Source organism: Paenibacillus agilis (assembly GCF_007786455.1).
Taxonomy (GTDB): Bacteria; Bacillota; Bacilli; order Paenibacillales; family Paenibacillaceae; genus Paenibacillus_B; species Paenibacillus_B agilis.
Genome location: NZ_VNJK01000001.1, coordinates 3,292,935 through 3,313,489, shown reverse-complemented (window position 1 = coordinate 3,313,489; position 20,555 = coordinate 3,292,935). Strand labels below are relative to the sequence as shown.

General features: G+C 45.4%; 19 protein-coding genes. 16 read left to right on the top strand and 3 right to left on the bottom strand.

The genetic code is table 11. The features are described from left to right. Positions 1 to 2 precede the first annotated feature (2 nt). The 5 genes from FPZ44_RS14650 (at position 3) to FPZ44_RS14630 (ending at position 3,395) form a co-directional block, all read left to right on the top strand. Complete coding sequence (locus FPZ44_RS14650) at positions 3 to 800, top strand: hypothetical protein (protein ID WP_144991292.1); 798 nt, start codon at positions 3 to 5, stop codon at positions 798 to 800. Between the two features lie 115 nt (positions 801 to 915). Beyond that, complete coding sequence (locus FPZ44_RS14645) at positions 916 to 2,031, top strand: aminopeptidase (RefSeq protein ID WP_144991291.1); 1,116 nt, start codon at positions 916 to 918, stop codon at positions 2,029 to 2,031. Positions 2,032 to 2,169: 138 nt separating this feature from the next. Next, positions 2,170 to 2,412 (top strand): HPr family phosphocarrier protein, encoded by a 243-nt coding sequence (locus FPZ44_RS14640; protein ID WP_144991290.1) that lies wholly within the window; start codon positions 2,170 to 2,172, stop codon positions 2,410 to 2,412. Positions 2,413 to 2,557: 145 nt separating this feature from the next. Continuing rightward, complete coding sequence (locus FPZ44_RS14635; protein WP_028595754.1) at positions 2,558 to 2,857, top strand: Fpa/YlaN family protein; 300 nt, start codon at positions 2,558 to 2,560, stop codon at positions 2,855 to 2,857. Positions 2,858 to 3,005: 148 nt separating this feature from the next. Beyond that, a complete protein-coding gene (locus FPZ44_RS14630) occupies positions 3,006 to 3,395 on the top strand; it encodes an Asp23/Gls24 family envelope stress response protein (protein ID WP_144991289.1) in 390 nt (129 codons plus the stop codon). A gap of 12 nt (positions 3,396 to 3,407) precedes the next feature. Here FPZ44_RS14630 and ftsW read toward each other — a convergent pair whose 3' ends face one another. Both ftsW and FPZ44_RS14620 read right to left on the bottom strand, forming a co-directional pair. Continuing rightward, on the bottom strand, positions 3,408 to 4,586 hold the full coding sequence (gene ftsW, locus FPZ44_RS14625) for a putative lipid II flippase FtsW (protein ID WP_144991861.1): 1,179 nt from the start codon (positions 4,584 to 4,586) through the stop codon (positions 3,408 to 3,410). Positions 4,587 to 4,695: 109 nt separating this feature from the next. Beyond that, on the bottom strand, positions 4,696 to 5,043 hold the full coding sequence (locus tag FPZ44_RS14620; RefSeq protein WP_144991288.1) for a YugN family protein: 348 nt from the start codon (positions 5,041 to 5,043) through the stop codon (positions 4,696 to 4,698). A gap of 306 nt (positions 5,044 to 5,349) precedes the next feature. Between FPZ44_RS14620 and FPZ44_RS14615 the strand changes: the two genes are divergently transcribed. The 9 genes from FPZ44_RS14615 (at position 5,350) to FPZ44_RS14575 (ending at position 14,565) form a co-directional block, all read left to right on the top strand. Beyond that, entirely contained in the window at positions 5,350 to 6,558 is a 1,209-nt protein-coding gene (locus tag FPZ44_RS14615) for a M20 metallopeptidase family protein (RefSeq protein WP_144991287.1), read from the top strand. Positions 6,559 to 6,649: 91 nt separating this feature from the next. Further along, positions 6,650 to 7,075 carry a CBS domain-containing protein gene (locus FPZ44_RS14610; RefSeq protein ID WP_144991286.1) on the top strand — a complete coding sequence of 142 codons (426 nt, stop codon included), beginning with the start codon at positions 6,650 to 6,652 and terminating at the stop codon, positions 7,073 to 7,075. 125 nt (positions 7,076 to 7,200) lie between these two features. Beyond that, the gene (locus FPZ44_RS14605) at positions 7,201 to 8,910 is read left to right on the top strand and encodes a DNA repair helicase XPB (protein WP_186786058.1); all 1,710 of its coding nucleotides are present in this window, start codon (positions 7,201 to 7,203) and stop codon (positions 8,908 to 8,910) included. After that, complete coding sequence (locus FPZ44_RS14600; RefSeq protein WP_144991285.1) at positions 8,879 to 10,915, top strand: helicase-associated domain-containing protein; 2,037 nt, start codon at positions 8,879 to 8,881, stop codon at positions 10,913 to 10,915. Before FPZ44_RS14605 ends, FPZ44_RS14600 begins: the two co-directional genes overlap by 32 nt. Positions 10,916 to 10,959: 44 nt before the next feature. Then, the gene (locus tag FPZ44_RS14595) at positions 10,960 to 11,436 is read left to right on the top strand and encodes a YlbF/YmcA family competence regulator (RefSeq protein ID WP_144991284.1); all 477 of its coding nucleotides are present in this window, start codon (positions 10,960 to 10,962) and stop codon (positions 11,434 to 11,436) included. Positions 11,437 to 11,531: 95 nt separating this feature from the next. Further along, positions 11,532 to 11,795, top strand: coding sequence for a YlbG family protein (locus FPZ44_RS14590; protein ID WP_144991283.1), 264 nt, complete (start codon positions 11,532 to 11,534; stop codon positions 11,793 to 11,795). Positions 11,796 to 12,056: 261 nt separating this feature from the next. Then, positions 12,057 to 12,494 (top strand): hypothetical protein, encoded by a 438-nt coding sequence (locus tag FPZ44_RS14585; RefSeq protein WP_144991282.1) that lies wholly within the window; start codon positions 12,057 to 12,059, stop codon positions 12,492 to 12,494. Positions 12,495 to 12,710: 216 nt separating this feature from the next. Continuing rightward, positions 12,711 to 13,637 (top strand): LysR family transcriptional regulator, encoded by a 927-nt coding sequence (locus FPZ44_RS14580; protein WP_144991281.1) that lies wholly within the window; start codon positions 12,711 to 12,713, stop codon positions 13,635 to 13,637. A 28-nt stretch (positions 13,638 to 13,665) separates the two neighbouring features. Continuing rightward, positions 13,666 to 14,565 (top strand): PHP domain-containing protein, encoded by a 900-nt coding sequence (locus FPZ44_RS14575; RefSeq protein ID WP_261378332.1) that lies wholly within the window; start codon positions 13,666 to 13,668, stop codon positions 14,563 to 14,565. 280 nt (positions 14,566 to 14,845) lie between these two features. Here FPZ44_RS14575 and FPZ44_RS14570 read toward each other — a convergent pair whose 3' ends face one another. Then, complete coding sequence (locus FPZ44_RS14570) at positions 14,846 to 16,621, bottom strand: Rqc2 family fibronectin-binding protein (protein WP_144991279.1); 1,776 nt, start codon at positions 16,619 to 16,621, stop codon at positions 14,846 to 14,848. A 191-nt stretch (positions 16,622 to 16,812) separates the two neighbouring features. Here FPZ44_RS14570 and FPZ44_RS14565 point away from each other — a divergent pair, with 191 nt between their 5' ends. Continuing rightward, complete coding sequence (locus FPZ44_RS14565; protein WP_144991278.1) at positions 16,813 to 19,611, top strand: calcium-translocating P-type ATPase, SERCA-type; 2,799 nt, start codon at positions 16,813 to 16,815, stop codon at positions 19,609 to 19,611. An 88-nt stretch (positions 19,612 to 19,699) separates the two neighbouring features. Then, positions 19,700 to 20,536 carry a diaminopimelate epimerase gene (gene dapF / locus FPZ44_RS14560; protein ID WP_144991277.1) on the top strand — a complete coding sequence of 279 codons (837 nt, stop codon included), beginning with the start codon at positions 19,700 to 19,702 and terminating at the stop codon, positions 20,534 to 20,536. The last annotated feature ends 19 nt before the right edge of the window (positions 20,537 to 20,555 follow it).

The following is a 20,555-nucleotide window of genomic DNA, read 5'->3' as shown; positions in this document are numbered from 1 at the left end:
CTATGTTGAGGATCAGGGGCTGCACAGTTTGGAAGCGGATAATAAACGTAGGAATTGCCCTGCTGCTGATGGCTGGGCTGGTAGGGTGCAAGGCGCCGTTCTCTCAACCGCCTGAGGAGGTTCTAACTCGTGCTATCAGTGGGATGGCAGGCAAAGATCAGTTCTTTTTCGAGGGTATAGGCGAGCTAAAAGTTGGAGAGCGTCAATTGAAGACGAAGACGATTCGGTTCCAAGGAGAGGTTCATAATCATAGGAGCACCCATATGAAAATGACTCGACAGGAGTATGCGGAGACGACTCCGAAGCGCTGGAATCCAATTCGACTGCTAACGGATATTCGTACGTCTCATAAAAAAGTAAGCTATGTGGATTCAACTATGGCTGCTGCGGTTGGGAATGATGCTGAAAGCTCTTCATCAGAAGCTGAGCGCCCGGAAATACTTGTACGTGTTGATCTAGAGCCTGATGAGGCTAAGCGTGTGTTTAACGAGCGAATGTTGGAAGAGTTCGAAACAGCAGTTGTACCAAGTCGAATATGGTCGCAAGGCAAAGAAAATCGTTCAGAGGCAGAACAGCAAGCGCTGCAAGCTCTCCTTTATAACCAAGTTGAGAGCTATCGAAATACTTTTATCCAGATGCTCCAAGAGTCGAAAGTGCAGGCAAGTTACTATGTATGGATAGACCGAAAATCTCAGCTCCCACATCGAATCGAAGGTCAGATGGATGTTGTGTATAGACAGCAAGGAATTCCTTATAAAGAAGCGATTCGAACAACGGCGAAGTTTACGCAATTCCGCTGACTTCTGGCTCCTTACATGGTACAATATCGTCATTGCGGCAAAGTTAACCAACAGTTAATAAGATTGTATAAGCGCAATTTTAACAGCAAAGGCGAACTAGAGGAGGAGCATGTGTATGAAAGATCCGAGAATACAGAAATTAGCAGAAAATTTAGTGCAATACTCCGTTGATGTCCAACCCGGTGAGCATATTTTAGTTGAAATGATTGGTTCCGAGCGAGAGCTCGTTGAATGTTTAGTTCATGAAATTGCGAAGCGCGGCGGACACCCTCATGTTGAGCTTACGGACCGCAAAGTTCAGCGGGCATTGCTGATGAATGCAACGAAGGAGCAAATGGAAACATGGAAAGAATACGATTTGCTTCGTATGCAGCGTATGGACGGTTATATTGGCATTCGTGCTGGAGAGAACGTGAATGAGATGTCTGATGTTCCTGCAGACAAAATGAAGCTGTATGAGTCTTTCTATTCACATCCAGTACATATGGAAGAGCGCGTTAAGCGTACGAAATGGGTCGTATTGCGCTATCCTAACGCGTCGATGGCACAACTGTCGAATACATCGACAGAAGCGTTCGAGAACTTCTATTTTGACGTATGTACATTAGACTACACGAAAATGGATCGGGCCATGGATAGCTTGAAAGAACTAATGGAGCGAACGGATCGTGTGCGTTTAGTAGGTAAGGGAACGGATTTGACATTCTCGATCAAAGGAATTCCAGCCGTGAAGTGCGCAGGCAAGCTTAACATTCCAGATGGAGAAATTTACACTTCACCAGTAAGAGATTCTGTAAATGGCACGATCACATACAATGCCCCAACATTATATAGCGGCACAACGTTTGAAAATGTATCTTTCCGTTTTGAGAACGGCAAGATCGTGGAGGCAACAAGCAACAATACGACACGTCTGAACGAAATTCTAGATTCTGATGAAGGTGCTCGCTACATTGGAGAGTTCGCAATTGGTGTGAATCCATACATCCTTCATCCGATGAAAGACATTTTATTTGATGAGAAAATTACGGGCAGTATTCACTTTACACCAGGACAAGCTTATGAGCAGGCAGATAACGGAAATCGTTCGTCTATTCATTGGGATCTCGTTATGATACAGCGCCCAGAGTATGGCGGCGGGGAAATATATTTTGATGATGTATTAGTACGTAAAGACGGCTTGTTCGTTCTTCCTGAACTAGACGTTCTCAATCCAGATAATTTGAAATAAGCAAGCAAATAAGGTTTAAATTTCTATCTGTAAAATGGCCAATTACTGCGCTTCTCCCTTGCATCTGGAGATAAATTCAAGGTATGATGGAATTAGCAAACACTCATGTGCACAGAGTTTGATATTGGAGGGATTACAATGGCAGACAACAATGCTGCAGTCGTGGAAATTTCACAAAAGGCGAGCTCTTTCCGTTCTTCCATCGTGCTTCAAGCAGAAAATAAGTATATCGATGTTAAGAGTATCCTAGGCTTGTTCACAACGTTGGTGAACAGCCACGCTTATGAACTGCATGTTCATGGCCCGGATGCTGAAGAAGCGAAGAAGACAATGGTAGAAGTGTTCCAAAAGCACGGCCTTAACATTAACATTGTGGAATAGTTATTCTATATAACAAAGTACACAAAAGCCGAGTAACGTAATTCGTTCTCGGCTTTTTCCATTCCTACATCTTGTGTTCAATGTCATGATCGTCTAATATGATAATAGAACAATCGTGACCTCAGGTCATAGGGGGGAATTAGATATGACATCGTCGAATGTGCTGCAACAGTTGAACGATCGAGCGCTCGCCCTGTTGGAAGATGAGGCGCATCAAATAGAGAAGCTGATTCAAGTTCAGATGGAGAACTTGGCTACACGCTACTGTCCTCTCTATGAGGAAGTGTTGGACACGCAGATGTACGGGTTCTCTCGCCAGGTCGACTTCGCTGTAAAAGCGGGTCTATTGCAAGAGCAGACAGGCAAGCAGCTTGTCAGCAAGTTGGAACGGAATTTGGCAACACTATACGAAGCATTGGAAAACCGTTCGGTATCTTCTTCGTAACGAAGCTTGGGTGGCTATAGTCGCCCAAGCTTTTTTGAATGATGCAGTATTGATAAGGTTCCTCTTCTTGAATCTTGCAGGTTCAACATTTGATTTCGGCGTTCAGTATCGTTACAATATTATCAAATGGAAAAGGAGGAGGATGACGATGACGGAAGAGCAGTTGATGAATCAAGAGGGGAATATTCGGATATCAGATGATGTCGTCTCCACCATTGCAGGACTTGCTGCCCTTGAAACTCCAGGTATTGCTGCGATGTCAGGAGGCCTGTCAGAAGGATGGGCTAAGCGTCTTTCAGGTAAGAATGTACAAAGAGGGGTTTCAGTCGAAGTAGGTCAATTAGAGACAGCGATCGATTTGCGTATTGTTGTACTGTATGGTATGCCAATTCATGAAGTATGTCGCCAGCTTCAACTAACTGTTCGAGAAGCTGTGCAGAACATGACAGGGTTAACTGTTGTGGAAGTGAACATCAAGGTTGAGGGCGTTGCCTTCAAAGATGAAGAATTAGATGAAATTCAGCGCGTTGTACGCTAAAGAAAAAAAAGACTACAGAGGTCTGATAGACCTGTAGTCTTTTTTTTGTGTACGGGATTGGGACGATCTTCGCTCAGATGCTTGCTCTACGCGACTCTGCTCACGGGAAATACTAAGTAGTATACCGATGCTTGTCATCGTGATAAGTAGAGATGAACCACCGTAACTGATAAATGGCAAAGTAACACCTGTAATCGGTATCGTTCGAGTTACACCGCCGATATTTATGAATGCCTGGATGGCGATACAGCCCATAATACCAACCCCCACTAGTGTGCCGAAAATATCAGGACAGCGTAGAGCGATTAATAGACCGCGCCAAATAAAGTAGGCGTAAACAAGCAAAAAGATGGATGTAAAAATAAAGCCAAGTTCTTCTGCGATAACAGCAAAAATAAAATCATTATAAGGATAAGGCAAATAGAACAGCTTCTGTATACTTTGCCCGAATCCGGTGCCGAACCAACCGCCATGAGCGATAGCCTTCAACGAGTGTAGAAGATTGTAGCTGGCGTGCTGAGGATCATAGAATGGATCCAGCCAGGATTTGATCCGGTCCATCTGATACCCTGATGAAAATGGGCTTCCGCCTGAGATCAAGGCATTAACGCCTAATACAATTAATATCCCTAGCACACCGACAATAAAGCAATTGAATATATGCTTCAAATTGGCGCCCCCTGCGATAACGATGACACCTGCTGTCAATGTCAGAATAACAGCAGAGCCAAAGTCAGGCTGGAGCATAATTAAGCCGACAACAACGCCGACGATAATCATGACGGGGAACAGGCCTGTCTTAAAATTACGGAAGCCCTCGCCTTTCTTGGCGATTAGAGCAGACAAATATAACACAAGTGTTATTTTTGCTACCTCAGTAGGCTGTATTCCTAAGCCCCCGATCCCAAACCAACTGCGCGCTCCATTACGCTCTTCTCCAACGTATGGAACAAGAAGAAGCATAAGAAGGGTGATTAGGAAAAATGGCATAAACCATCTTTTGAAAAACATGTACGGTATGTTCATCGTTATAAGCAACGCAATGGTACCAAGTACAGCCCACATCATTTGCTTCTTTACAAAGTAAAGGGCATCGAAGTTCATCGATTTAGAAACAGCTGCGACGTTAGAGCTTGCGCTAAATATCATAACGATTCCGAAACCGACAAGTAGTAATGTGAGTGCAAGCATCGTGAAATCCGGCGTGCCACGGTTAAGCTGCAGTTTCTGAGGTGACTGACGTTTAGTTGGCTTAGCTGGTTTGATGGATTTGTAAGTCGTCCGATTCAAAATAGTCCTCTTATGCGCTCAGAGCTTGCTTTAGTGCAGACAGCTTGTCTGTAGCCGCATTGACAATCGGTTGAGGGATTGGTGTTTCATAATCCAAGCCGTGTGGGAAAGTAGCTCTCCCCATATACACGTGCTCGATTTCGAGCAAAGCGTCAGGCTTTTCCAGCTTGCCTTCTTTAACTCTTGTGTTAATGCGCAAATAGTAATCTTCGCCGCTCTTTTTGTCTTCGATCTTGAAATCATATGTAGCGCGGTAATATTCCCATTGCCAGCGAACGAAACCAAGTGATTCACTTACTTCGTCAATGTGTGCTAAGTCCGATACAAGCCCATTAAGGCCGGAGTTGTCAATAATCATGTGCCGATTCCTCCCTTATTCTACTAACGTCTAGTTCAACCTCCATTCCATGATAGTATGTTTCTACATCAACCGCAAGATATCCCAGTAGGGAAGGGGCGAAGATAGAGATTTTTAACAAAAAAGAATGCGTTTCATTTTGATAATATAGTCCGTTAAAAGAAAAAGATTATGTTACAATAATAGGCAATCTATATATCATAATCTACATTTATAGGCGAATGCGTAAGGTAAGAAGTCGTGTTTGCACAATAAACAGTCACATACATAAACAAAACTTGTACCAGCAGAAAGGTGGAAGTAAGGATGAGTTATAATTGGTTCAATCAACAATTGCTAGAACTGAATGATCAGCTGATAGCGTGGCGTCGATATTTGCATCAGCATCCTGAACGTTCTTATCATGAGGAGCAAACAGCTCACTTCATTGCGCAGCAGCTAGAGGCTATGGGTATTGCCTATCGTAGTGGAGTTGGTGGTCACGGTATAGTCGCTGATATTTTGGCAGATGAACATGAAGGTGCTCCTATTGTAGCCTTGCGTGCTGATATGGATGCGCTGGAAATACAAGATGAAAAGCAATGTGAGTATGTATCGACCGTCCCTGGGACGATGCATGCATGCGGTCATGATGGGCATATGGCCACATTGTTGGCTATAGCGAATGTACTGCAGCGGAATAGAGACAAATGGCGCGGACAGGTGCGTCTGTTGTTTCAACCGGCTGAAGAGGTTAGTCCTGGTGGAGCCCAGCAGATGATTAAAGATGGCGCAATAGATGGCGTTTCTTCCATTTATGGGGTCCATCTTTGGACACCGATCCCGTATGGAAAGCTAGCCATTTGTGAGGGTCCAATGATGGCTGCAGTAGATGACTTTTTCTTAACGATAAATGGCAAGGGTGGACATGGCGGAATGCCACATACTTGCATTGATGCAGTAGTCGTTGGTGCTGCCCTCGTGCAGCAATTGCAAACGATTGTTAGCCGTCATCTCTCTCCGCTAGAGCCCGCTGTTGTCTCTGTTGGGACGTTGCAAGCAGGGCAAACCCAAAATATTATTGCAGATCGAGCTATTATGAATGGTACGCTTCGTTCGTTCAGTCCAGTTGTTAGGGAGCAGATAATCGAACGAGTGGAACATATTACACGGCATGTTTGCGAGATGTATGGTGCTTCTTATGACCTGCATATTCGACGTGGATATCCTGCATTGAATAATGACTTGAATGAGACGGAGCGTATGCGTGCAGTGGCTATAGAACAGTTTGGTGAAGCATCATTGGAAGTAGCTGAGAAAATGATGCCTGCGGAAGACTTCGCATACTATGGTCAGCATATACCTGCCTCATTCATGCTAGTAGGCGCTGGAAATGAGCAAGAAGCGAAATATCCTCATCATCATCCAATGTTTGATTTCGATGAGAGAGCTATGATTCTAGCAGCAGAGTTGCTTGGCGTGACAGCGTTGAAGGCATTAGAACAGAAATACTGTGAAGTCCGTGTGAATGTATAAGGGTGGATTAGAAGTCATTGGTGAATGATGGCATAGCTTTGAGGGGATGATAACCATTGTTAGCAGAGTGTATCATCAGGAGGAATAGGCTATGACTATCGTTCGTGAAGTAATGACTACGTCTTGTTCTACGCTCACGCTGCTGGATAATGTGTATGAAGCAGCTGTTATGATGAAGGAGAATAATATCGGCTTTGTCCCTGTCGTTGATCAAGGGCTTGTTGTCGGCGTTGTAACGGATAGAGATATTGTCGTTCGCGGTGTAGCAGAAAAAAGACCTAATTCAGCTCGGATCCGAGATGTGATGACAGAAGAAATTATAGCTGTAGCACCAGATGCATCTATCGAGACGGCTGCTGCGTTGATGTCAGATAAACAAATACGCCGCTTGCTCGTTACTGATAACGGCAGATTAGAAGGGATTGTCGCATTAGGCGATTTAGCTGTTCGAACGCCGCTTGTTAATGAGGCGGGACATGCATTAAGTGAAATTTCGGAGTCGTCGTATACGCATTAATGATTAGGAATTCGGTTAACACGATCATCTTTCTCCTGAGTGTATGCGTTTCTTCTGGTGAGCTAGCTGCCTGAAGTGCTGCGTAGGGTGAGGGTGATTTTTTTATATGTATTAGGAGGAACGGCATGAGCAAGAGTGCGTTTGAATTGGCTGTTCAGCCAGATATGAATATTTTAGTCCATGATGGGAGCAAGCGCTATGATGAGATACGAGAAGAGCTGCAGCGTTTTTCATCTTTAGTTAAGCATCCGCAAGGCATACATACATTCAAGATGACACCACTGACGTTGTGGAATGCTGCTGCTTCAGGACGAAGTATAGTAGATGTGATTCAAGTGCTGGATAAGTATGCGACTTGGGCAGTGCCTATGAAGGTGAAACAAGAAATTGCGATGTGGATGGATCGATACGGCTTGTTCGTTTTAGAGGGGGATGATGAAGGGGATGTGCTCATACTTAAGTGTGCAGAAGAAGCACGTCTTCTATCCTTCATGAATGACCCAGAGATCGGTACGATGTTCATTGGCAGGCCAGTAGCTGGTAGTGTTCAAATTGCAGCGAGGCATCGAGGTAGAGTGAAGCGTGAGCTTGCCCGTGTTGGGTATCCGGTTATAGATCGTGTAGGCTATAACGATGGAGAGCCGCTGCAGGTGGAGCTGGTAGGAAAGCTAGGTGAATATCCATTCTCTCTCCGCCCTTATCAGAATTCAGCTGTAGAGGCTTATATCGGTACCACGACACAAATAGCCGGTGATGGGATTATCGTATTGCCATGCGGAGCAGGGAAAACGGTCGTTGGCATTGGTGCGATAGCTGAATTAGGGAGCGAGACTTTAATTGTAACGTCGAATGCAACATCTGTGAAGCAATGGAAACAAGAGATACTAAGCAAAACGACGCTTTCGTCGGAACAAATAGGTGAATATACATCCCAGCATAAGCAAGTGCGGCCGATTACAATTACGACCTATCAAATGATGACGTATCGCCGAGATGAAGCTGAAGAATGGGTTCATATGGGATTATTCCATCAGCGCAACTGGGGCTTAATTATTTATGATGAAGTGCACCTGCTTCCTGCCCCCGTATTTCGAACAACTGCAGATTTGCAGGCGACTCGTCGCCTTGGCCTTACAGCTACCTTGATTCGTGAGGATGGCTGTGAGCGTGATGTATTTTCACTGATCGGTCCCAAACGGTTTGAACTGCCTTGGAAAGAGCTGGAGCGTCAGGGATGGATCGCCTCGGTCGCTTGTCATGAGATCAGGGTGCCTATGGATGAAGCCTCTTGGGATAAATATCGTTTAGCCGCTTCACGGGAGAAGGCCCGAATAGCAGCTGAGAGCCCGGAGAAAATGACGGTCGTTGAACGTATCGTGGAGCAGCATGCTGAAGCACCTACACTTATAATTGGTCAATATTTGGACCAATTGCATCAACTTGCACAGCAACTAGGGGCTCCTCTTTTAACGGGAGCAACGAAGCAAGAAGAAAGAGAGCGTCTCTATAAGGCGTTTCGCAAAGGTGAAGCGCGTGTGCTAGTGGTTTCGAAGGTAGCTAATTTTGCAGTTGATTTACCGGACGCTACGGTTGCGATTCAAGTATCAGGGACATACGGCTCCCGGCAAGAAGAGGCGCAGCGCTTAGGGAGATTGCTTCGTCCTAAAGAGGATGGAAGAGCTGCCTATTTCTATACCGTTGTATCATCAGGGACAAGAGAAGTAGAGGATGCGATGAAGCGTCAGCTATTTCTTGTTGAACAGGGTTATCAATATGCCGTAAGTGAAGAAGGAGGCAAAAGTAGTGCACACATCGGAGTTAGCGGCGCGAGCTGAATCACAAGCTGCTCAAATCGTAGACATAGCAAAAGCGGGAACAACAGGGCAGAGCGATACACTTCATGGAGGATTTGCTCCTTATATAAACTGGCAGAAATTCTCCGCTGCACCTGAATTGGTACTGCAAACGATTCAACAGTTGCCGCCTTCTTTACAGCAGCTCTATGTGCATCTGTTAAAGCATGCAGGGCCGCTTCCATTCCATGAGGAAATGATAGAGTCATGGCAGCATGCGGATGCCGCGGCAGCTGAAATTATGGCAGCACTTCCTATATGGTATGAGGCAGGATTGTTAGCCGTATTCCGTAAAGCTTGGGGAGAACGTTTATATGTAGTACCTGTTGACGTTTATGTAAAGGTTCTTCAATATGTCTTGGACTCGGCTGCCACAGAATCTGCTGAAGAGCTGCATATAGATTTTTTTGCCGACTCAGAACCAGGGCTGGGTGTCATTAACGATTTATTCCGTTTGCTCGTATTTACGGCTAACGAAGGATTGCCAGTAACGGCAAAGGGCACGCTTCATAAACGAACGGTACAGAGGCTGGAGTCTCAACTTCAAATGACTAATGAATCGCTGGGGGTTTGCAGGATTAGCTACGCATTTGCCGAAGCTGTATCGCCTAAGCTAGCCATCAGTATAGATTTAGCGATGCGTTTAGGGTTGATCCGCAAAGACACCCAGTCCTTCTCTATCCAGAGGGATGAATTATATGCTTGGCTTCAGCAGCCAATTCAAAAATGGAACGAAGCGGTATGGTTGCTTGTTGGTCAGCACTACACAGTAGCAAATGCCGAGACGAAGCATCTATTCTATGCTTTAAGGGCTGCCGGTCGACAAGGGCAGTGGGTTCGATCAGAGTCCGTTGTGCAGCAGTTGCAAGAAAGCGGTTGGCTTGATGAGGAACAGTCACAGCTTGAAACAATGAAGGCTTGGTTACATGCTCTTCACAGTTTTGGCTGGTGTGAGCTCCGTACCGCGTCAGACAGTTCAATTTGGTATAAATGGCTAATAAGCAGTGAGGATGATGTGGACGAGCAGACGGAAGACGGCCGTGGATTTTTCGTGCAGCCTGATTTTGAAATTATAGCTCCTCCAGATTGTCCTTTGTTTATTCGTTGGCAGTTGGAGCAAATCGCAGAGCACACGTCTTCTAGTGGGATGCATATGTATAGATTGACAAAAGACTCCTTTCAAGCAGCGATTGATGCTGGACGTACTCGTAAACAACAGCAGGATTTCTTAGAGCAGTATGCGCTGGCCGGCATTCCGGAAAATATTATCGATGCATGGGAACGATGGAATGAGCAATATGGTCGAGCGTGGTTTAGTGAAGTGGTGCTGCTTCGCTGTGAAGATGAAGCGGCAGCGCTTCTTATCCAGCAAGAGTGTGAACAGGGAAGACTCAAAGGAAAGGTTAGTAAGATTGGCTCTACTGCATTTGTTGTTGATCGTGCTCAAGTAGAACAGATAAGAGCGGTCATGGAGCAAATTGGTTTGCCGCTGCTCAAAAACTGGAGAAATGATGATGATGTTGAATGTGGATCTGCAGATAGTAATGGGGCGGATGATGAGTCGCTTGAGACTGGTGCAACAGCAAGTGATAGATCTGCGAAGAACTTCCAGAATATATCGACAATGAATGGAATAGTTTACAGTCCCAGTTCATTGCAGTATTATGAAATGGATATGGCTTATCGTAGAGATGAGTCATGGCTGTCGTCTTACATTGGGCTGCCTCTCATGTGGACGAAAGAAGTACGCACTTACCATGCCTCGACAATGAAGGAAATTGTGGAGACAGCGATTCAGTTGAAGCTAGCCTTGCAAATTAAAGAGAATGGCAAACTCCTTCGAGTCGTCCCGATCCGGTTGTATGGACAGGTTGATATGGATTACGCTCTTGAAGCGCATATCAATGAAGATTCCAGATTAGTACGCAAGTCGCTGATGCCGAGTCAATGGGAAGGTGTTCGTCTCCTCGTACCAGAGTGGTTGTAAGGAAGACACAGCATCAAGTATAACAAGAATTGAGCGTGATAGTCATGCCACATATACATGTGTCACAATCGGAGTATCCCGAGCAGAGCGGTCAAGCAGATACGACTGTTTTGTTAACGGAAGCTTATGAGCTGGGGGATATGATTAAGCATTCTGCTGAATTAACGAGTTATTTAACTTGGAAACAGCGGATGGAGCAGCATGAAGAGGTTAAGCAGTTAAAACGTGAATTTCTTCGGAAGAAAGATTTATTCGAGGAAACAGAGCGTTTCGGTCATTTTCACCCTGATTATCATACTGCAAGAGATGCGGTATTTGCCATTGAGCAGAAGCTTGACGAGATAGAAGAAGTTCAACAGTTCAAACGTGCGGAAGAGCAGCTTGATGAGATGTTATATGAACTTTCTAAAGTCATTGCTCACTCTGTATCTGAATCGATCAAGGTACCAAGCAACGCACTGCAGCCAACTGGCGGTTGTTCTAGTGGAGGATGCAGTGGCGGTTGCTCAAGCTGCGGCTAGATATATAACAGTAGGTTGGTATTGCCTTAAGATATTGGAAACAGCGATGCCTAGTAAGGAAACAGCTGAAGTTACGATGGAAAGCGGGGGAAAATATGTTTCCACAACGTACAGGCTATATTATATGGGTGAGCGATGTAAAAGCAGCTCGCAATCTGGAGAAATACGGTTCTCTTCACTATATTTCGCGTAAAATGCACTATGCAGTACTGTATGTTAATGCAGATCGTGCGGAAGATACGGTTAAAAATTTGAAGCGCTTGAACTATGTGAAAAAGATTGAGCGTTCTTATCGCAATGAGATTAAGACAGAGTACAGCAATGAGTTCGAAGAAAAAACTCGTTTTTACGGCATGTAAGTAAAATAAGAGTAACCACCACAATTCAACTAAGATTACATTGTTTTCTAGATCTAACGTTAATTTAATGGAAATCGTTTTCGCTAGGTGCGAAAGCGGTTTCCATTTTTATATGTGTCTTAATTTGATCATTTAAGTTAAAGATTTTCTAAAAACACCCATAAATGATTGTTTTGAACTTGTGATCGACCTATACTTCCTGTAATATAACGGGTAAATATACATAGACATAAAGACCTATGTGGTGGAGAGTGGTATCCGGTGAAAGACAAAGTAATGGAACGCTGGAGTACGTATGAACCGTTCTATGTCTTGCTCGGCGATAAGAAGATTTCAGACATCATAATAACGAATCACGCACGTAGTCGATGGAATGACCGTATTGCGTCGGAGACGCAGGATATGGAAGCTATTGCTTCGTTTATGTGGGACTGTTTGAAGACGAACCGGATTACCTCATATTACCGCCAAGAAGAGGATGTTTACCTGATCGATGATGATATCGTGATGGTTGCGGAACTAGTTGAGTCTGAGCGAGATCTGGATTTGTCAGGAACGCCAATGACGAAGATGGTAGTTGTAACCTATCTTGGACGCATGTCACAAACTATTGAACTCCGTGATTTGAAGTCATATTACTCTTGGTTACGTCATTCAAGGCGTATGACATTAGTGAAGAACAGTCGCAAGCATCGATGAGAAGAACTGAAAGTTACGCACTTTAGTTTCTCTTGAGGAAGCTCTACGATTGTATAATTATGTTCTACCTGTTTGCATCTCTTATCGGTGCAGCAACGACTCTCATGATTGTTGAAGTCGCATTCTTTGGAATGCGGCTTTTTGGTATGGGTCGACTGTTTTGATAGTACAGTGTGATATAATGGAAAGCAATGTGATTAGAAGGTGGCGGATTCGATGGCAGTTAGTTTCCATCAGTTACATATTTTTTACACAGTAGCTGCGAAGAGCAGTTTCTCGGCAGCTGCTCAAGCACTTCATATGACTCAGCCCGCCGTAACGATGCAAATTCAAAGTTTAGAGGACTATTTTGGAACGAAGCTGTTTCATCGTTCTACTAAGAAGCTGCAGCTTTCTGACGCTGGAAGAACGCTGATCCCATATGCGAAACAGGCTATTGATCTCGTACAAGCAACAGAGGAAGCAATGTCGCTCTTTACGAAGCAGCTTCATGGCAAATTGCAGCTAGGGGCGAGCTTGACGATAGGAGAGTACGTCATCCCTCCATTGCTTGGGACCTTTATAACTTCTCATCCTGAGATGACCATCAGTATGGGGGTAATGAATACGACACAAATTGTTGAAGGTATTCGACAGCATCAGCTCCATCTTGGTTTAGTGGAAGCGCCGGTAAATGACCCTGATATGATAACAGAAGAGGTTATGGAGGATGAGCTGTTTCTTGTCGTACCAAAGGGTCATCCTTTTATTGGACGAGATTCAGTTGCTTTAGAAGAAGCATTGACTTGTGCTTTTATATTGAGAGAGCAAGGTTCGGGTACGAGACAAGTGATGGAAAATGCGCTTCAAGGCAATGGTCATGGCTTCTCATCGCTGCGGATCGTAATGGAGTTGGGCAGTACAGGTGCTGTTAAATCAGCGGTAGAAAGCGGGCTCGGTGTCACGATTATGTCCAAATCTGCTGTGCGGCATGAGTGTTCCTTAGGCTTAGTAGCGGCAATCCCTGTCGATGGCATATCTTTTAAACGCAAGTTCTATGCCGTTCAACTGAAGGATAGTATGCTAGCTTGGCCAGCAATGGCTTTCCTAACGTATTTGCGTCAACAGAGCATTGTTCCGGAAATACTGGCGCCAACCGATTGACGAATAAGAATGGATGGAAGTGATCGAAATGGTTGAACTTGAACAACAGTTTGAACGAATTGGTGTTCCACAGCGCAACGGTGGGGCTGATCTGCATACGCATACAACTGCTTCCGACGGTGTATGTATCCCATTAGAAAATATAAGACTAGCAAAGGAAGCGGGACTAGACGCGATTGCGATTACCGATCATGATACGACGGCTGGTCTTGCGGAGGCATCCTTAGAGGCGAAACGAATTGGCATTCACCTGATTCCAGGTGTTGAAATAAGTACAGTGGAGCAAGGCATAGATATTCATGTCCTAGGCTATTATGTGAATCCAGAAGATAAGTCCTTTGTCGACCATTTGCTCGAATTACGTAAAACACGCGATGTGCGCAATGAAATGATGGTTGCTCGGTTAACCGAACTTGGTATTCCGTTGACGATGGAAGAGGTAATAGCTGAGCTGCCGAATCCACTGCAAGAAGGGGAGACGGTTGGTCGTCCACATATGGCTGATGCCCTAGTGCGTCGTGGTGTAGTAGCGAATATGAAAGAGGCCTTTGACCGATATTTGGGCAAAGAAGGTTTGGCCTACGTCAATCCTCCGCGTATAACTCCGCTTACGGCAGCGAATTGGATACGTGAAGCAGGGGGAGCGGTCGTGTTGGCACACCCTGGCTTATATGGTGATGATGTGCTGGTTGAGCGTATCGTGCGAGAGATTCAACCAGATGGAATTGAAGTATGGCATTCGGACCATACAGATGCAGATGTAAACCGCTATATCGAAATGGCCGATGCATATGGTTTGTTGAAAACAGCAGGGTCCGATTTCCACGGTGCTCGACAAGGGAAAGTGTTCCATGGAGCGCTAGGCAGCCGCCGAATAGGTATGGGGATTGTGGAGTCATTGCGAGTAATTGCTGATAGTCGTAAGTAAGCTCATGAGCACGTTGGTACATGCGATAACTGCATAATTGGGAGTAATCTAGACAACCTAGACAATCTAAACAATCTACATAAATTTCGTTTTCAAATTTAGTACACGTCAGATAGAGTGCGTATCTGCGGGAAAGCGATAAAGTAAACGAAAATATAAATAAAAAGGTGCCCAAGCAAGAGTTTCACTTGCAGGGCACCTTTTTATTGTTAAGCAGCTTTTGCAGCTTTTCAGCATATATCGACTGAATGGAACGCTTCCGTGCGTTACTATTCTCGTGCTAACTGCTGCTTTGTTTCACGTGCAGCGGAAGCTTCGCAATTCGATCTGCATCAGGCGTGATGAACAGCGTCTTCTGCCGTTCATAAATGACGAAGCCTGGCTTGGAGCCGTTCGGCTTACGAACATGACGTATCAGCGTATAGTCTACTGGGACAAGACTAGAATGCTTCGCTTGGCTGAAATAAGCAGCTAATTGGGCAGCCTCTTCTAGCGTAACATCGCTAAATTGCTCGCTGCGAATGACGACATGAGATCCTGGAATGTCTTTCGTATGCAGCCATGTATCATTTGGATTTCCCAAACGATTAGTGACATATTCATTTTGGATATTATTTTTGCCCACATGAATTGCAATGCCTTCGGAAGACGTATACGTATACACGGTTGGGCGATTGTCTTTGCGCTTACGCTTCGTACGCTTGGAACGATCGCGCAGCAAGCCTTGCTCTACAAGTTCTTCGCGAATTTCTTGCGCATCTTGAATATTTGCATCCTGCAATTGTTGCAAGAGATTATCATAGTAACGAATCTCTTCTCCTGCCTCATGTATTTGCTCTTCTACGACTAGAATACTGTTCTTCATCTTGTTATAGCGTTTGAAGTAACGCTGTGCATTGTCTGAAGGAGACAGCAGTGGATCTAGCGGGATGTTTATCATCGCACCATTTTCATCATAGAAATTCATTAATTCAATCTCGTTATCACCGCGCTTCAACTGATGCAGGGAGGCGAATAGCAGCTCACCCATAATACGATAGCGATCAGCATCGTTCGCGTCTTCTAGTGTTTCTTGAAGCTTTGCTATTTTCTTCTCGTTTTTATTTCGTTCTTGTTGTAAGAAGCGTGCTAGGTCACCTACACGCTGTTTGACCATATCGCGTACAGCCTTGTCACCATAGAATGCTTCCATACATGTGCTCATCTCTTCGTACTGCTTAACCTCGCCATCCAAATGTGTAAGAGGAAGCGCCGAGAAGAATGTGCGCCCGCTTTCAGCTTCGATGATTTGCGGCTTATATTGATGGTCTCGCAGCTGTTGGACGATGCTCTCAAATGCTGTCCAAGCCTGCTCGCTATCACTATCCTCCGTCACCGTGGTCAAGTTGGAGCGGTATGCCCATTCCTCAGCAATACGTGGGCTAATGCCAGACATATGTTGTACGAGCCAAGCGGAAGCTTTCGCAGGTTCTTGCTCGTCCGTAATCGGCGCTACTGTTTGCTGCCACAAAGCGTTAAATTCCGACTTATCTATTTTTAATGGATTGTGCTTATGCTGCTCTGGTGGAGCCGTGTACTGGAAGCCGGGCATAACGATCCGATAGCTGTTGATGGCAGGGGTAAGATGATGAATACCATCAATGATCTGGTTAGATGCAGGATCGATCAAAATAATATTGCTATGCCGTCCCATTAACTCAATAATGATGACCTTTACTGATTCATCTCCAAGTTCATCTCGTTGTCGAACGACGATCCGAACGACCCGTTCCATTTCTACCTGCTCAACCCGTTCAATAAACCCGCCTTCACAATGTTTGCGCATGAGCATGCAGAACATCGGTGGTTCTGCTGGATTACTGTGTGTCTGCTCCGTATAGTGAATGCGCGGATAAGTCGGATTTGCAGATAAGAGCAGTTTTTTGTTCTGACCTTTTACACGAAGGTGAAAAATGATTTCGTGTTCAGTCGGTTGATGTATTTTATTGATTCGAGCGCTTGTTGCTTGTGTTAGTTCATGGACAAGTGCGCGTGTTACGATTCCGTCTAATGCCATAATTGGTTCTCCTATCTCGTTACATGCTTCCTCTATGATGCCATATTTTCCGCCAAAACTTAAGAGGCATTTCAGTGGGTGGGATATTTTAGGGTTGTACCGAATACATTGGTGTCATGATGACTCGCTCGTCCGATCACAGATGTTGAGTCGGGGAAGCGACAGCCTAACGGGTGAAAGGAGATCAGGGCATGGATCATAATAAGTGGCACCAGATGTCGGTCAATGAGCTGCTAGCTGAGCTGGACGTCCACGCTGAGAGCGGATTACAGGAAGAGGAAGTTACCTTACGACGAGAGCAAGCAGGCCACAATGAATTATCAGAGGGCAAGACCGTGTCGCCTATTGCTTTGTTTTTGAATCAATTCAAAGATTTCATGGTACTTGTACTTGCTGGCGCTACATTAGTTTCGGGCTTGCTCGGAGAATATTTAGATGCGGTCACGATTATCGCCATTATTTTAATTAACGGAATTTTGGGCTTTGTACAGGAGTTCCGTGCAGAGCGTTCGTTGCGAGTGCTTAAGCAATTGTCTGCCCCGTCTGCCAAGGTCATTCGGAACGGTAAGTTTGAGCAAATTTCTGCCAAAGAACTTGTTCCAGGAGATATTGTTCTGCTTGAAAGCGGTGACCGGATCCCCGCAGACGTTCGTTGGCTGGAGACGAACAGCTGTTACACGGAAGAGTCTGCGCTAACAGGGGAGTCTGTACCTGTGAACAAGCATTGCGGGGCGATTGCTGGAGATGATTTGCCGCTTGGTGATCGTCGCAATATTGGGTTTATGGGAACGATGGTGACGCGAGGTACGGGGAAAGCCTTAGTTACTCGGACTGGTATGAATACGGAAATGGGCAAGATCGCTCATTTGATCCAAAGTACCGAGGAGATGGAAACACCACTGCAGCATCGTTTGGAACAGCTCGGAAAAATACTGATCGGCGTAGCTCTTGCATTGACGGTTATGGTAGTCGTTGCGGGTATTTTGCATGGACAGCCTGCGCTTGGCATGTTTTTGGCTGGTGTCAGCCTAGCGGTTGCTGCTATACCAGAAGGGCTCCCTGCTATTGTGACTATAGCACTTGCTCTTGGTGTACAGCGCATGATTAAGCGCAAGGCGATCGTACGGAAGCTTCCATCCGTGGAGACGCTTGGCTGTGCATCGGTCATTTGCTCCGATAAGACAGGTACATTGACGCAGAACAAAATGACCGTGACGAAACTATGGATCGGCGGCTCGCACATGGATGTAAGTGGTGAAGGCTATGAGCCGGTTGGGCATGTAACAGCTGCCGGTAGACCTGTTGAGTTGAAACAGGAGCAGGGGCTGCGCCGCTTTGTGCAGATAAGCGCACTGTGCAACAATGCGATTCTGGAGGAGCAGCAAGATACTCCCTCTGCAAAAGGCATGAGGGGAGCGAAGAGAAGCATTGTTGCAGATCCTTCAAGCACATGGGCGGTTAAAGGAGATCCTACTGAAGGTGCTCTGCTCGTCCTTGCTGCTAAATTAGGAATGACATCATCGAACTTAAAAGGGATATACAATCGAACACAAGAAATTCCGTTTGATTCTGATCGTAAGCGGATGTCTGTCATTGTGGATCATCAAGGCGGCAGGCTTCTCTACACAAAAGGGGCGCCAGATGTACTGATGGAGCGCTGTTCTTATGTGTTATGGGAAGGGAAAGTTGTGCCATTTACGCATACGCTGAAGCAGCGAGCGATTGCAGCAAATGCAGAGATGGCTAAGCAAGCACTCCGTGTATTGGGAGTCGCTTATCGTGAGCTGAAGCCAAATGAGGATCTACAAGATGAACAAATTGAGAATCAGCTTATATTTGTTGGATTGGGCGGTCTCATTGATCCTCCTCGTAAAGAAGTTCGCGAAGCCATTCACAAATGTCGACGTGCCGGCATTAAGACGGTCATGATTACAGGTGACCATCAGCTTACTGCAGAAGCGATTGCGGGTCAGCTTGGCATTGTACCGCGCGGTGGGATGTCTGTCAGTGGTGTGCAGCTGTCGCAATGGACGGATGAAGAACTGGATAAGGTAGTGGATCAAATCTACGTATACGCGCGTGTATCGCCTGAACATAAATTGCGCATCGTCAAAGCCCTTCAGCGTAAAGGCCATGTCGTTGCGATGACAGGTGATGGGGTGAATGATGCTCCAGCGATCAAGGCAGCAGATATCGGCATTGCGATGGGGATTACGGGTACCGATGTTTCCAAGGAAGCGTCGTCACTTATTTTGAGCGATGATAACTTTGCTACTATTGTGGCAGCGATAGAAGAAGGTCGAGGCATCTATGAAAATATCCGTAAATTCATACGCTATTTGCTCGCTTCCAATGTGGGTGAGATTCTCGTGATGTTCTTCGCGATGATGGCAGGTCTTCCGCTGCCGCTCATTCCCATACAGATTCTATGGGTTAACTTAGTGACAGACGGCCTTCCTGCTATGGCTCTGGGTGTCGATCAAGCGGAGAAAGATCTCATGGAGCAGCGTCCGCGTGCTGCGAAGGAAAATATATTTGGCAGAAGGCTAGGTTGGAAAATTATAAGCCGCGGCTTCCTCATTGGGATATGCACGTTGGCTGCATTCTGGCTAACGCTGAAGGCTGATAATAGCAGCCAGCAGTTAGTACATGCCCAATCTGTTGCTTTTGCAACGCTAGTCATGGCACAGCTTATTCATGTATTTGACTGCCGCAGCTCGCGTTCTATTTTTCACCGCAATCTATTGCAAAATAAATATCTTGTGCTAGCTGTTCTTTCTTCCGTCGTATTGCTGCTTGCTGTACTGTACGTTGAGGCACTGCAGCCTATTTTCAAAACCGTGCCGTTGTCGCTGCGTGACTGGGCTATTACCTTGATAATGGCAGGAATTCCAACGTTTTTACTTGGTTTTGGGTCGATTATTTCAGGGAGAAAGTCTTCTTTCAAGCGGAATCGGGCGCAACAACGGTCTATAAGAAAGGTAGTATAGTGCAAACATTTTTTCAGTTGGTGAATATACTTTCCCCTCCTTTTGCGTTATTCTAGTAGCAAGTTTTGATTTAGAGGAGTGGAAGTAGATGCAATTTACGAAAATGAACGGACTAGGCAATGACTTTGTTATCGTATTTGGTGAACAACAATTGCCAGCCAATGCAGCTGAACTAGCTATTGCAACGTGTAATCGTTATTTTGGGATTGGTGCAGATGGCTTAGTATATATTTTACCGTCCACACAGGCGGACTTTATGATGCGTATTATAAACTCAGATGGCTCTGAGGCAGAGCAATGCGGTAATGCAATTCGTTGTGTTGCGAAATATGTATCAGACCGCGGCTATGTTTCAGGTGATGAGCTAACGATCGAAACGCTGGGAGCAGGTGTGCAACGCGTACAGTTGAATAAAGTGGACGGAGTTGTGACAACGGTCCGCGTTGATATGGGCAAGCCCATTCTTCAAGGGCTGCAAGTACCTACGACGATCGATCAAGAGACAGTAGTCAATCATCCAATCGAAGTAGAAGGTGTGACATTCCATTTCACAGCGGTATCTATGGGCAACCCGCACTGCGTCATTTATGTTGATGATGCAACGGCATTTGATTTCAACACTTGGGGACCGAAGTTGGAAGTTCATCCTTTATTCCCGCGCAAGACTAACGTTGAATTCGTATCGATCCGTTCTCGTGACTATACGGATATGCGTGTTTGGGAACGTGGTGCAGGACCGACACTTGCTTGTGGTACAGGTGCTTGTGCAACGCTTGTTGCAAGTGTGCTTAATGGGAAAACAGACCGTGCGGCAACGGTTTCACTCGCAGGTGGAGAATTATTTATCGAGTGGAATGAAGAAGATGGACATGTATACATGACAGGACCATCCGAAATGGTATATGATGGTACTTGGTTGAAATAATTAACCATCTCTATTAACG

Excerpts from the sequence above, each read along its gene's own strand:
- FPZ44_RS14650 (WP_144991292.1), top strand. The coding sequence starts at position 3 with ATGTTGAGGATCAGGGGCTGCACAGTTTGGAAGCGGATAATAAACGTA.
- FPZ44_RS14645 (WP_144991291.1), top strand. The coding sequence starts at position 916 with ATGAAAGATCCGAGAATACAGAAATTAGCAGAAAATTTAGTGCAATAC.
- FPZ44_RS14640 (WP_144991290.1), top strand. The coding sequence starts at position 2,170 with ATGGCAGACAACAATGCTGCAGTCGTGGAAATTTCACAAAAGGCGAGC.
- FPZ44_RS14635 (WP_028595754.1), top strand. The coding sequence starts at position 2,558 with ATGACATCGTCGAATGTGCTGCAACAGTTGAACGATCGAGCGCTCGCC.
- FPZ44_RS14630 (WP_144991289.1), top strand. The coding sequence starts at position 3,006 with ATGACGGAAGAGCAGTTGATGAATCAAGAGGGGAATATTCGGATATCA.
- ftsW (WP_144991861.1), bottom strand. The coding sequence starts at position 4,586 with ATGCTTGCACTCACATTACTACTTGTCGGTTTCGGAATCGTTATGATA.
- FPZ44_RS14620 (WP_144991288.1), bottom strand. The coding sequence starts at position 5,043 with ATGATTATTGACAACTCCGGCCTTAATGGGCTTGTATCGGACTTAGCA.
- FPZ44_RS14615 (WP_144991287.1), top strand. The coding sequence starts at position 5,350 with ATGAGTTATAATTGGTTCAATCAACAATTGCTAGAACTGAATGATCAG.
- FPZ44_RS14610 (WP_144991286.1), top strand. The coding sequence starts at position 6,650 with ATGACTATCGTTCGTGAAGTAATGACTACGTCTTGTTCTACGCTCACG.
- FPZ44_RS14605 (WP_186786058.1), top strand. The coding sequence starts at position 7,201 with ATGAGCAAGAGTGCGTTTGAATTGGCTGTTCAGCCAGATATGAATATT.
- FPZ44_RS14595 (WP_144991284.1), top strand. The coding sequence starts at position 10,960 with ATGCCACATATACATGTGTCACAATCGGAGTATCCCGAGCAGAGCGGT.
- FPZ44_RS14590 (WP_144991283.1), top strand. The coding sequence starts at position 11,532 with ATGTTTCCACAACGTACAGGCTATATTATATGGGTGAGCGATGTAAAA.
- FPZ44_RS14580 (WP_144991281.1), top strand. The coding sequence starts at position 12,711 with ATGGCAGTTAGTTTCCATCAGTTACATATTTTTTACACAGTAGCTGCG.
- FPZ44_RS14575 (WP_261378332.1), top strand. The coding sequence starts at position 13,666 with ATGGTTGAACTTGAACAACAGTTTGAACGAATTGGTGTTCCACAGCGC.
- FPZ44_RS14570 (WP_144991279.1), bottom strand. The coding sequence starts at position 16,621 with ATGGCATTAGACGGAATCGTAACACGCGCACTTGTCCATGAACTAACA.
- FPZ44_RS14565 (WP_144991278.1), top strand. The coding sequence starts at position 16,813 with ATGGATCATAATAAGTGGCACCAGATGTCGGTCAATGAGCTGCTAGCT.
- dapF (WP_144991277.1), top strand. The coding sequence starts at position 19,700 with ATGCAATTTACGAAAATGAACGGACTAGGCAATGACTTTGTTATCGTA.